Genomic DNA, 14,011 nt, shown 5'->3' with positions numbered 1-14,011 from the left:
AAATTTATATTAAATTTAGTTGATATTTTACATAACTACGCATAAGTAATGCTATTTTTTTAGGGTTTGAAACACGTATTCTAGTATTTTTAATTTGCAAAGCGGGTGTTCTTTTTAGCTTTTTTAATAACTGCCTGTAATACCTATAAGCCATAAAAACACCAAATTTAGCTTCTATTGGGAGTCTTTTAATTCCTCTTAGACCTTTTTTAAAGTCTTTTTCGATATCATCAATGATGTTTTGCTTTGAAACTTCATCTAAATTATTTAAATCGGTATTTGGGAAATAACTTCTCTTTAAAACATCATGATCTGCTTTTAAATCCCTTAAGAAATTCACTTTCTGAAATGCCGATCCTAGCGACATTGCCCCCTCTTTAAGAGCTTGATATTTAGCATCATCACCTTTAACAAAAACTTTTAAACACATAAGACCAACCACATCGGCAGATCCATAAATATATGCGTTGTATTCTTCTTGAGAATGGTATTCTACTTCAAATAAATCAAGTCGCATACTATCCATAAAAGCATCTATTAGGTCTTTATCAATATCATATTTATGAAATGTGTGTTGAAACGAATTAAGAATTGGGTTTAAACTTATTTCATATTTTAAAGCACACTCTAAATCATTCGAGAATTTGTTAAAAAGCATATTTTTATCATAGTCATGAAACGAATCAACAATCTCATCTGCAAACCTTACAAACCCATAGATATTATATATATCCTGTCTAATTGATTTATAAAGCATCTTGGTAGCCAAAGTAAATGACGTACTATATGCTTTGGTTACAATCTTACTACAATTATATGAAACGGTATCAAAAAGTGCTTTCATAATTACAAATTATTTAGAGTATGTTTTAATATTAAATCGGCTACTAATTTCCCAGAAATCAGAGAAGGTGGCACTCCAGGTCCAGGAACTGTTAATTGTCCTGTAAAAAAGAGGTTTTTCACTTTTTTACTTTTCAATTTAGGTCTTAAAAAAGCCGTTTGCCATAGCGTATTTGCCATACCATATGCATTTCCTTTATAAGAATTATAATCTTTTATAAAATCATTAATACAAAAAGATTCCTCAAACAGTATATGGTTTTTAACATTTTGGGAGGTTAAAGTCTCAAATCGAGATATTATTTTTTCAAAATAGATAGCTCTCAGCTCTGGAGTATCCTCTAACCCGGGAGCTAATGGAATAAGAAATATCCCTGCCTCCTTTCCTTTTGGTGCTAAACTAGCATCCGTTTTACTTGGAAAACTCGCATAAAACAAAGGGTTCTTTGGCCATTTTGGGTGATCGTAAATAGACGCTGCATGAACATCAAAATCCACATCGAAAAAAAGAGTATGGTGATTTACGTTTATTAACGTTTTATCGAACCCTACGTAGAAAAGTAGAGAGGACGGTGCAAAGGTTTTTTTATTCCAATAATCATTAGAGTATTGCCTAAAAGGTTTCTCCAAAAGTTTTTCAGAATGGTGATAATCGGCTCCGCTTAGTACAACATCAGAATTGTAAATAATTCCGTTAGAAACAATACCTGTTGCTTTGCCATTTTCAACCATTATTTTTTCTACGTTTTCGTTGGTTTTAATTGTAACGCCTAATTCCTTAGCTAAAGACTCCATGGCCAATATTACTTGGTACATTCCTTTTTTAGGATGAAATGTACCCAAGCCAAAATCGGCATAATTCATAAAACTATAGAAAGAAGGGGTATTACTAGGTTTTGCTCCCAAAAACAAAACGGGGAATTCTAGAATTTTTATCAAACGTTCATTCTTAAATTCTTTTCTAACATCTTTCTTTATAGTACTAAAAAATTGGTTTATTTTTTTAATTGTGGCAGGTGTAACTAACTCCATAGCAGAAATCCCGGGGTTATAAACCAAGTCCTTAATAGCTACATCATAATTACTTTTAGCAATATCAATAAAGGTTTCAAGCTTTTTAGAGCTACCGGGTTCTTCTTTTTCGAACGTAGCATATATTTTTTCTAAGGTATCTTCAATGGTAATAAAATCGTTTCTACCAAAATAAACACTATAAGCAGGGTTTAGCTTTTCCAATTTATAATAATTAGAAGGCGATTTATCAAAATCATTAAAAAAGCGTTCAAAAACATCGGGCATCCAATACCAGGTAGGCCCCATATCAAATGTAAATCCATTTTTAATCAATTGACGGGCTCGTCCTCCTATTGTTTTATTCTTTTCAAAAACAGTAACCTCATAACCTGCCTGTGCCAAATAACATGACGCTGCTAAAGAAGAGAAACCTGAGCCAATTATAGAAATAGATGTTTTCATTTTTGTTTAATAAATATAACAAAAAATTAAACAAAACAAAAGTTTTTTTATAATTCTTTAACTAAGCCTTCTATAGAATTAAAAACACGGACTTTTCTTGGCAACTTTGTATTGGTTATAGAGGCCATTTTTTGTCCTAAAAGAAAGAAGTTAGTATTAGGTTTTTGTAATAAAAGATTATCGAACTTATTAATATAGAGCGGTATTTCCTGTTCTTCCGGACTTACTGTAAAATAAGATACAAACGTAATATCTTCATAAAAATTGAGTAAGTCAGTTAAGCTTTCCATGGGTATACTTTCACCTAAAAATATGGTATGGTACCCCTTGCTTATCAACTCGTAATTAATAAACAATAAGCCAATATCATGTATTTCTTTTTCTGGTAAAAAAAGTACAAATGTTTTGGCTTCTGGTTTCGGCTCTAAACTTTGTAATTTTTCAATATTTAATAATATTTTTTGTTTTATATGAACCGAAAGAAAATGCTCATGGGCAGGGGTAATTGTATTGGTCTGCCATAGCAAACCTATTTCATTTAATAAAGGAAGGAAAATAGTATAGAAAATCTCACTAAACGTTTTATTTTCTATTAGGTTATTATAAGTGTTATAAAAAAGTACTTGATCAAAATTCAACATGGCCATTTTTAATGCGTTAATGGCATGATCTTCTATTTTTGTCCTAGAGGCAATTTCTCGAACTTTAACAGGAATTTCTTCCTCTTTTAAATTCGCGATTTTAGATATTTTAAATCCGTTACTATTTAGGTAAGATATATTTAAAAGCTTTTGTAAACTACTTAAACTATAAGTTCTAATGTTCGTATCTGTTCTATTTGGTTGTAGTAAATTATAGCGTTTTTCCCATATTCTAATGGTATGGGCTTTAATACCAGTTAGATTTTCTAAATCCTTTATGCTAAAATTAACCTGAATATTGTTCATCTATTACAACAAATAATTAAACAAACTTAATCAAAATAATTTTAGCATCAGAAAAAAGTAAGTGAAAATTAAATGTGCGCACGAGAAGATTCGAACTTCCACATCCTAAACGGATACTGGCCCCTCAAGCCAGCGCGTCTACCAATTCCGCCACGTGCGCATTTAAAAGTGGATGCAAAAGTACAAAAAAAATAAGCTTTATTGTTTAACTTTTTTGAGATCTAACCAGAGTTTTAACCTAATACCTTAGTAACAGCATTATTTTATATTCAATTAGTTTTTACAACTAGTATTAACAGGATGAAAAAGTAAATTGTGAAGCTTAAATTTAAATGAACTCTCCATCCAAATTTTTTAAAAAAATTTAGTGCTTTTTTATTCAAAAAGTTATTTCGTCGACATTTTTAAACACTTCGTCGTATTTTTTAAAATAAAAATGTATATTTGCAAGGTAATTCGTTTACCAAAACATTAAAAAAATAACTATTTAGCCCCAAACTAAATAACCTACTTATGAAAGATATTGCCCGTAGATATTCGTTAATGATACTTGTGTTTAGTTTACACATCTCTTTTAATGCGATATCGCAAACTATTGCTTCGTATGATTTTGAAAGCGGTTTACAAGGTTGGACTGATGGTGGCTTAGACTCAGGCTTAAATACTAGTGCTATATATGCTAGTAATGGGTCTCGATCTATTTACTCAAAAGACAACGACACATCTCAAAACTATACAACTTCTCCTACTTTAAATCTTTCTGCATATAGCTCTATAGATTTTTCATTTTCATTTATAGGCCGTGGTATCGATACAGGTGAAGGTTTCTCTTTACAGTATTTTAACGGGTCGAGCTGGTCTACAATTAAAACCTATGTATTAGGAACAGACTTTGATTCAAACAACTATATCTATACTTTTTATCAAACTATAAGTAGCGGACTTGTTTCTAATGCTCAATTCAGATTCAGTAGTACTGCAAATGCCAATGGTGAGTATAGTTATTTTGACGATGTTTTAATAAAAGTTTCTGAGCCCGAAATAGATATTACAGGTAATAGCCTATCCATCTCAAATGGCGATGTAACCCCAACAAATTCAGATCATACCTCTTATGGCACTTCAAATGCTGGTACTGTAGTAACAAGAACCTATACCATTTACAATAAAGGAGGCAGCAATCTAACTATTTCAAATATTGCGCTATCTAACACTACAGATTTTTCAATTATAGCACCCTTTTATTCATCTCCTGTACTACCGTCTACCGGTACTACTACATTTACAATTCAATTTAACCCGCCCACTTTAGGAACAAAAACTTGTACTGTAACTATTACTAATAATGATTCTGACGAAGCTTCATATCAATTTGATATAGATGCACGTTCTGAACAGAATTTTTTCGATAGTGACGGGGACGGCATACTTGATAATATAGATATTGATGATGATAATGATGGTATACTTGATTCGGAAGAAGAACTGTCTTGTAGTGGATCTTCAATATCCAGAACAACAAATTATAAATTTTTAAATGAAACGTTTGGAGAGGGTAACAGAACTACAATTAATACAACTTACGATGCTACAACCACTTATTGTTATGAAGACGGAACTAATGGTAGTAGTACAACTGCATGCCCGAGTTTAGGTAATGATGATTTAAGTGATGGTGAATACGTTGTATATTATAAAGCTGGTGATGGTGATGGAATAGACGATACCCCTAATGCAGAAGTAGCAAGTTGGGCAGATAATTATTGGTATACTGGCGAAGATCATACTTCTGGAGACACTAATGGAAGAATGGCCATGTTTAATGCCTCTTACGATCCCGGAATTTTTTATACAGCAACTATTATAGGATCGTTACCAAACATACCTATTACTTACAGTTTTTGGGTATTAAATTTAGACACAACAACAGCACCAGGCATAGCAACTAGGCTAAGGCCAGACATATTAGTAGAATTTAGAGATGTAAACAATAATCTTTTAACCTCAATAACCACAGGAGATATTCCTCCTTCAATTAATGGAGATCCTGCTGGAAGCTGGCATCAGTTTACGGCTAACTTAACTTTTAATGTAAGTGAGTTTTATGTTTACTTTATTAACAACGAAATTGGAGGTGCTGGTAATGATTTAGCTATAGACGATATTGTAATATCACAAACATTGTGCGACACCGATGGTGATGGCGTTGCAGATATCTTTGATTTAGATTCAGACAATGATGGTATTCCAGATGTTGTAGAAGCTGGTTTAGGAAATTATAGTGATGGAAATGCCACACTAACCAATAGTGGAAGTTGGGTAGATTCTAACAACAATGGAATGCACGATTTAAGTGAAGGGAATAGTACTCTAGATTCAGATCTGGATGGCATTCCTAATTACTTAGACTTAGACTCCGATAATGATTCTATTTTTGATGTAGATGAATCTGGAGCCAGTAATTCTGGTAGTGCCACCTATCAAAACGGTGATGGCGATGTTACCGGGGATGGCGTAGGTGACGGAACAGATACAGACGCAGTTAGAGAAACCGATATTAATTCTGATGGTACTTTAGAGTATTTTCCTGATGGTATTTTAGACGCATATGATTTCTTTAATGGTATTACATTTGCTACGGCCTATGGTAATTCAAATCAAGGATCTACCGGATCTGGTTGGGAGTATTATGTAGCCGATACTGATAATGACAATACGCCCGACTATATTGATCTTACTTCAGATGGATCAACTTATGATATTTCACATACTTTATATGCAAGTTTAGATGGAAATAATGATGGCTTAATTGATGATACAAATGATGCTGAAGGTGATGGTATTGTTGATTTATTTGATACGGATGACACCGTATTTGGCTCTCCAAGAGATTTAGATCAAAAACTACAACTATATTTTGATGGTCGTAATGACTATGCTGCCGAAAGCTCGGTAATAGATGGTTGGGGAGAAGCTTCTATAATGGCATGGATTAAAATTGATCCTACTGCTACAGGAGCACAAGTTATTGTAGGGCAAGACGAATTTTATATTCGCCTCAATACCGATAAAAGCATTACAGCCTTTGCAGATGGTAACGCTATAACAAATGATGTAGCTTTAAATACAAACCAATGGGTACATGTTGCAGCAACTTACAGCGATTCAAATAGTATTTTTAATCTTTATATTAATGGTTCTCTTAGTAAAAGCGTCTCTATTACGGGTGCATTAGACTCAGATAGTTCCAGCTTTACTATAGGCAGACAACCAGACACAGACAATAGTTATTTCCACGGATATATAGATGAAGTAAGAGTTTTCGATAAGGCTTTAACCGAAAACGAACTTAAAAAAATGGTACACCAAGAAATTGAAAACAACGCAGGTATAGCCAGAGGAACTATTATACCATTAGATATAACAGATTTTGTTGATACTTCAAATATAACACCATTAAATTGGTCTTCGTTACAGCGTTATTACAGGCTAGACACGTATAAAGATAATGTTATTGACGATTTAACAACTGCCTCAATAGATGTTGGCTCTGGAGCCAGAATTTATAACACTAAAATAATTGACGAACAAACAGCACCACTACCCTACGTTACGACAATGTCATGTACCGGCAATTGGAGCGACCCAAACAATTGGGCGCAAGGTAATCTATGGGATATTAGTAGTACAACACCAGATTGTGCCATAGTTCAAATTAAAGGAGATTTGCAAATCAGTACAGACCTATCTACCATTGGCTTAATTCTAGATAGCGGAAGCGAATTAGAAGTGAATGGAGATTCTGGGTTATACAACGACTGGTATTTAAAATTAGATGGTGATATAGATTTAGAAGGTGACTCTCAATTAGTACAAACTTATGATAGTATGCTTGATGCTACTAGTTCAGGTACACTTGAAAAAGACCAACAGGGAACTGCAGATACTTATACATATAATTATTGGTCATCTCCCGTAGGATTATCAAATAATTCTACAAATAACAACAGCTATAAATTACCAAATATATTTACTAATGTCACTTTCTTAACCTCTGGATATGATGGCACAGCCTCTCCTGTGGGAATTGCAGATTATTGGATTTGGAAGTTTAGCAATCAGTTAGGAGAATATTCCAAATGGCAACATGTGCGCAGTACCGGATCGCTACTTGTAGGTGAAGGCTTTACTATGAAAGGCCCGGGAACTGGTAGTATCAGTATACCACAAAACTATGTGTTAAAAGGGAAACCGAATAATGGAGATATAAACCTTACCATAAGTACAGGAAATGAATATTTAATTGGTAATCCATACCCATCTGCAATAGATGCGGTTCAATTTATATTAGATAATGGTGATACCATAAACGGTACAGGCTCTACAACAGGTACATTATATTTCTGGGAGCATTGGGGAGGTGGTTCTCATATTCTAAACGAATATCAAGGAGGATATGCAACCTACTCGCTGTCAGGAGGTGTCCCCGCAGCATCTAAAGGCACCAACCATCCAGATGTAGCTACCGGAGGTACTCCTACCAAAACACCCGCCAGATATATTCCTGTTGCTCAAGGATTCTTTGTTGCTGCCGAAGCCGGTGGTACTATTAAATTTAATAACGGGCAACGTGTTTTTCAAACAGAAGATGGCAGTAATTCACTATTTGTAAAATCGTCTAATACTAAAAAGAGTAAAACAAATTCTAGTAATGAATCCAATACGGGAGATACCAGAATGAAGCTAAGAATTGGTTTTAACTCTGTAAATGAAATCCACAGACAATTATTAGTCACTGTTGATGAAAATGCCTCTGCTAATTACGATTGGGGTTACGATTCAAAAAATATAGATACCCAAGTTGACGATATGTACTGGCTAATTAATAATGAAAAATTTACCATTCAAGGCATTAACGTCATTAATGAGCAAACTGTTATTCCAATAGGTATTCATACCAACAAGGATGGGTTTAATAGCATTACAATTGATGCATTAGAAAACACACCCGATAATTTAGAATTGTATGTGCATGATAAGGAATTAGATATCTATAAAAACTTAAAGCAAGGCAATTATGACACCTACTTAACTGCAGGTGAATATTTAAACCGCTTTGAAATTACATTCTCTAAAGCTCAAAAAACTTTAGATGTCAACGATATTAATGATAGTCCGATAGAAGTTTATTTTTCTAATGAAAAAAACAGCATCATTATCAATAATCCTGTTTCTAAATTAATAAAGTCTGTCGAAATGTTTAATATACTTGGACAATCGCTATTTAAATTTCAAACAAATTCTAATGAAAAACACTTGGAATATAATGCCAGTCAAATCAAAACAGGAAATTACATCTTGAGAATAAAAACCGAATATGGGGTGATTTCCAAAAAAATATTGATCAAGTAGTTGAGTTGAGTTAATTATTTGAGTTAGTCACTTAAAATACAAATCTACTTTATACTCAACTATACTTTGGGTCCTAAATTAATTTTTAGGACCTTTTTATTTTACAAGAGTAATTAATGCATCCAAAGACACTTTATGCTGTTCTCCAGAAACCATATTTTTTAGAGTATATGTGTTTGAATTTACTTCCTCATCACCTATTAAAACCACAAATGGAATAGCGCGTTTGTTCGCATGGTTCATTTGTTTTTTCATTTTAGCAGCATCAGGGTACAATTCAGAATTTATGCCTTGTAATCGCAATTCATTAATAGCTTTCAAACTAAACAAAGCTTCTTTCTCTCCAAAGTTTATAAAAAGAACGGCTATATTTTTATTCACTGTTTCCGGAAATAAACCTAATTCTTCAAGAACCAAATAAATTCTATCCAGACCAAAGCTAATCCCCACGCCACTTACATCTTTCATTCCAAAAATACCGGTTAAGTCATCGTAACGACCACCGCCACCAATAGACCCCATCTGCACATTTTCTGGTGCCGATACTTCAAAAATAGCTCCCGTATAGTAGTTTAATCCACGGGCAAGAGTTACATCCAGTTGCAGTGTTGCTGTTGATAATCCTAATTCTGAAATTGCTTTATTAATAAAGGATAGCTCTTCAATGCCTTTTTTTCCATCTTCTGAAGATGATAAAATACTTTTTAAGCTATCTATTTGAGATTCAAAAGAACCCGACAAAGTAAATAAAGGTTGTAGCTTTGTAATACCTGTTTCCGAAATACCTTTACCTCGCATTTCTTCTTTTACCTTCTCCTCGCCTATTTTATCCAATTTATCGAGTGCTACCGTAAAATCTATTAACTTATCAGAAGCCCCGATAACTTCAGCGATTCCAGAAAGTATTTTACGATTATTGATCTTTATAGTAACGCCTTCCAACTTTAACGCCGAAAAAACAGTATCGTATAACTGAATAAATTCAACCTCTTGCCAAAGTGACTTACTCCCAACCACATCGGCATCACATTGATAAAACTCTCTAAAACGTCCTTTTTGAGGCCTATCTGCTCTCCATACAGGTTGTATTTGGTAACGTTTAAAAGGGAATTCTATGTCATTTTGGTGTTGTACCACATAACGTGCAAAAGGCACTGTTAAATCATAGCGAAGTGCTTTTTCTGATATACTTGAAGTTAACTTATTAGAATCTTTAGCCTCATAAGCCTCGCTATTGGCTTTAGATAAATAATCCCCAGAATTCAAAATCTTAAAAATCAAACGGTCTCCTTCTTCGCCATATTTCCCCATTAAGGTCCCTGAGTTTTCAAAACTAGGGGTTTCAATAGGTTGAAATCCAAATGTTTCGAAAGCACTTCGAACAGTATTAAAAATATAATGACGCTTTGCTACTTGTTCTGGGTTAAAATCTCTAGTTCCTTTTGGTATGCTTGGTTTTTGAGCCATATTAACTACCTGCGAAAACAGGTATCTTTTAATGATTATTTAATTTTTTAAAGTGGATTCCTGCCTACGCAGGAATGACAAAAATAATTAATGAAAACGTCATTGCGAGCTTTTTCAATAGAAAAAGCGTGGAAATCTTTTAAATTGAATCTAAATTAAAAAAATAGTTAAACAGTTAACAAATTGTGACACTCATCCTAATAGTTATCGGGACAACAAAAATGACCATATGCCCTTTTTATGGGCTTATATAAATATAGATTCCATCCTAAATTATAATAAAGATGTGTCCTGTTGCCAATTAGTTTGGATTGGGTTTAAATAAAATAACCATGAAGAAATACGGTTTTTTAAACGTCAGTTTTAAAAAGCACCATAAAAAGAAGTTGTCTTAAAAGCATAAATTGATAATCCACAAAAAGGACTTTAACACTATGGTTTTTGTCGATACTTTTAGAACAAATAACCCAAACAGTATGGCGACTGTTTGAGTTTTATAGCTAGCAATGTTTTGTTATAAACAAACATAAAAACCTAAATGTATCATTGCTTAACAATTTTTTTAGTAGCTGTTAATCCTTGAGTATTTTCAATTTTTAAAAGATACAGTCCAGAGGGTAATGTACTGGTATTTACTGTTGTATTGGTAGTACTTAATACTTGTTTACCTAAAATAGTATAAAGTGTCGCTTCTTTTATCTCAAAACCAGCAGGACTATTAATAGTTAATACACTAGTTACCGGGTTATTTACACTTATGGAGTTACTAAATACTTCATCATTAATAGATAGAGTACTACAATTGGTATTAAAACTGGCAGTGTTATCCATATTGATCCAATTGGTGGTACTGTAGGCTGCATCGTCTACTTGTATACAGGTTAAATAGGGATTGTCATCGGCTCTAAAGTGTGTGTTAGCTATGTTAGTATTATTACCATTAGCAACATTTAAGAGCGTTAAAGCATTAGAGTGGCAATATAGATATGTTAAAGCCATATTGTTGGATACATCCAGACTGGTTAAAGCATTAGCATAACAAGATAGATATGTTAAAGCCATATTGTTGGATACATCCAGATTGGTTAAAGCATTAGCATAACAATATAGAGATTCTAAATCCGTATTGTTGGATACATCCAGACTGGTTAAAGCATTAGAACGACAATCTAGATATGTTAAAGCCGTATTATTGGACACATCCAGACTGGTTAAAGCATTAGAATTACAACGTAGATTTGCTAAATCCGTATTGTTGGATACATCTAGACTGGTTAAAGCATTAGTATCACAATATAGAATTCTTAAAACAGTATTGTTGGATACATCCAGACTGGTTAATTCATTAGAATAACAACCTAGAGATTCTAAAGCCGTGTTGTTGGATACATCCAGGCTGGTTAAAGCATTATCATCACAATATAGAGATTCTAAAACCATGTTATCGGATACATCCAGGTTGGTTAAATTATTAGAACTACAACGTAGAGATGTAATGTTAACAAAAGCTTCAATACCGGTAAGGTCTGCTATGCCTTTATCACTTACATTCATTGTACCTGTAAAAGCTAAGGCTTCGGCATAACTTATTTCAGTATCGATATTAGTATTTATAGCCGTATCCTCTAATAAGGCATCTTTAAAATAGGTATCGGGTATATTAACAAGGCATGATTCCTCACTAAAACTGGCAGTGTTATCTATATCATCAGTCCAGTTGGCGGTACTATGAGCTACATCGTCTACTTGTATACAGGTTAAATTAGGGTTATTAGTGGCTATAAAACTAGTAATAGCCGTATTATTACCATTCGCCATATTTAAGTGTATTAAATTATTGTTGCTACAATCTAAAGTTGTTAAAGCGGTGTTATTGGATACATCCAGACTGTTTAAAGTATTATAACTACAATCTAAACCTGATAGATTAACAAAGGCTTCAATACCGGTAAGGTCTTCAATGTCTTTATTATTTATATCTATTGTGCCTGTAAAAGCTTCTGCTTCTGCATAACTTATTTCATCAGTATCACTATCGGTGTTTATAGCCGTATTCTCTAATAAGGCATCTTTAAAATTGACATCGGATATATAAACAGGGCATGGTACCTCACTAAAACTGGCAGTGGAATCAATATCAGCCCAATTGGTGGTACTGTAGGCTACATCGTCCACCTGTATACAGGTTAAATTGGGATTGTCACTGGCTCTAAAGCCTGTGATATCTGTATCAATATCTGTATTATTACCATTAGCAACATTTAAGTGTGTTAAATCATTAGAACTACAATTTAGAAATGTTAAAGCGGTATTGTTGGATACATCCAGACTGGTTAAAGCATTAAAACTACAATTTAGAAATTCTAAACCCGTATTGTTGGATATATCCAGACTGATTAAATTATTAGAATAACAATGTAGATCTGTTAAAGCCATATTGTTGGATACATCCAGACTGGGTAAAGCATTACTCTGACAATGTAGATTTGTTAAAGCCGTGTTGTTGGATACATCCAGACTGGTTAAATTATTACTATAACAATTTAGAAATGTTAAAGCGGTATTGTTGGATACATCCAGACTGGGTAAAGCATTTAAACCACAACGTAGATATGTTAAAGCCGTATTGTTGGATACATCCAGACTGGTTAAATCATTAGAATAACAATATAGAGATGTTAAAGCGGTATTGTTGGATACATCCAGACTGGTTAAAGCATTAGAATAACAACGTAGATTTGTTAAAGCGGTATTGTTGGATACATCCAGACTGGTTAAAGCATTAGAATAACAATGTAGAGATGTTAAAGCCGTGTTATTGGATACATCCAGACTGGTTAAAGCATTAGAACGACAAGATAGATATGTTAAAGCCGTGTTATTGGATACATCCAGGCTGGTTAAAGCATTATCATAACAATATAGAGTTGTAATGTTAACAAAAGCTTCAATACCGGTAAGGTCTGCAATAGCTTTATTATTTACATTTATTGTACCTGTAAAAGCTTCGGCTTCAGCATAACTTATTTCGTCATCATCATTTGTATCTATCGTAGTACTGTAATTCAACAATGCATTTTTAAAATTGACATCGGGTATGTTGACGGGATCGTCACCGTTTTGAGCTTCTGCGGTTATACATACCTGTACCAACATCAGGAAATACAATACTCTAAAAAAGGTTTTTTGTTTCATAATTGAAGTATTTTTTGTTAAAAAATATTATTACACACAACAAAGAATTAAAACAACCACCATCACTCAAAAAAAAAGTGCTGAGTAAAGCTTAAATAGGGAAGAACCATGTGTTTTTTGGGATTTCATTAAATTGGTTTTAGGCTCACAATGTTCATTATCTGTTGCGAATAGAGAGCATTAAACCTTCAGCGTTTTACCTGAATTCTGAATAATTAATTTTTTAAGAATTAAAACCATTTAATCCAACTGCAAAATAAAAAGTGCAGACATGTACTAAAACTGGGATAAAAGAGTGCAGTGTTGGGATGTGGAAAAATCAAAAAAGAAAATTTAGAGCGTGTCTTTAACAGATTTCCAATAGCATATACTTTTGAGCGTTTTTTTGCTTTTCCGTTGGTCTATTATGTTCTATTTCAACAATGCCACCAAACCTTGTTCAACAAAGATGTGTACACCACTGTAAAGCATTAAGGTTGTAGTAAAATCTGTCAGATATAATATGACATTAAAAAAAATACCGACTAAAATAAAGAATTTCTTGAAACCAACTATCCTCGAGGCAGTCCCGATAGCTATCGGGACATAGAGGTATTTCGCTGGTTTCATTTTGACCTAAAAAGGTCAAAAACCGAAATTCTGTATTTAGATTCCCGTTTTCACGGGAATGA

Annotated in this window: 6 protein-coding genes and 1 tRNA gene; 1 reads left to right on the top strand and 6 read right to left on the bottom strand. The window is 33.3% G+C overall.

Annotation, left to right across the window (positions count from 1 at the left end; genetic code table 11):
* Positions 1–4 precede the first annotated feature (4 nt).
* The 4 genes from Q4Q35_RS18085 to Q4Q35_RS18070 all read right to left on the bottom strand — a co-directional run bounded on the left by Q4Q35_RS18085 (position 5) and on the right by Q4Q35_RS18070 (position 3,426).
* A complete protein-coding gene (locus Q4Q35_RS18085) occupies positions 5–844 on the bottom strand; it encodes a phytoene/squalene synthase family protein (RefSeq protein ID WP_303279426.1) in 840 nt (279 codons plus the stop codon).
* Positions 845–846: 2 nt separating this feature from the next.
* On the bottom strand, positions 847–2,319 hold the full coding sequence (crtID, locus tag Q4Q35_RS18080; protein WP_303279425.1) for a bifunctional phytoene desaturase/3,4-desaturase: 1,473 nt from the start codon (positions 2,317–2,319) through the stop codon (positions 847–849).
* A 47-nt stretch (positions 2,320–2,366) separates the two neighbouring features.
* Entirely contained in the window at positions 2,367–3,266 is a 900-nt protein-coding gene (locus Q4Q35_RS18075; protein ID WP_303279424.1) for a MerR family transcriptional regulator, read from the bottom strand.
* A gap of 75 nt (positions 3,267–3,341) precedes the next feature.
* A tRNA-Leu gene (locus Q4Q35_RS18070) sits at positions 3,342–3,426 on the bottom strand.
* 353 nt (positions 3,427–3,779) lie between these two features.
* Between Q4Q35_RS18070 and Q4Q35_RS18065 the strand changes: the two genes are divergently transcribed.
* Positions 3,780–8,678: a DUF8693 domain-containing protein gene (locus Q4Q35_RS18065; protein WP_303279423.1), complete on the top strand. Its 4,899-nt coding sequence runs from the start codon at positions 3,780–3,782 to the stop codon at positions 8,676–8,678.
* 96 nt (positions 8,679–8,774) lie between these two features.
* On the opposite strand, the gene hisS is transcribed toward Q4Q35_RS18065, so the two are convergent.
* Positions 8,775–10,145 carry a histidine--tRNA ligase gene (gene hisS, locus Q4Q35_RS18060; protein ID WP_303279422.1) on the bottom strand — a complete coding sequence of 457 codons (1,371 nt, stop codon included), beginning with the start codon at positions 10,143–10,145 and terminating at the stop codon, positions 8,775–8,777.
* Positions 10,146–10,688: 543 nt separating this feature from the next.
* Positions 10,689–13,340, bottom strand: coding sequence for a T9SS type A sorting domain-containing protein (locus Q4Q35_RS18055; protein WP_303279421.1), 2,652 nt, complete (start codon positions 13,338–13,340; stop codon positions 10,689–10,691).
* Positions 13,341–14,011: the final 671 nt, after the last annotated feature.

This window comes from Flavivirga aquimarina (assembly GCF_030540835.1).
Taxonomy (GTDB): domain Bacteria; phylum Bacteroidota; class Bacteroidia; order Flavobacteriales; family Flavobacteriaceae; genus Flavivirga; species Flavivirga aquimarina.
The sequence above is the reverse complement of the archived record's forward strand: the minus strand, read 5'-3'. Positions and strand labels throughout refer to the sequence as shown.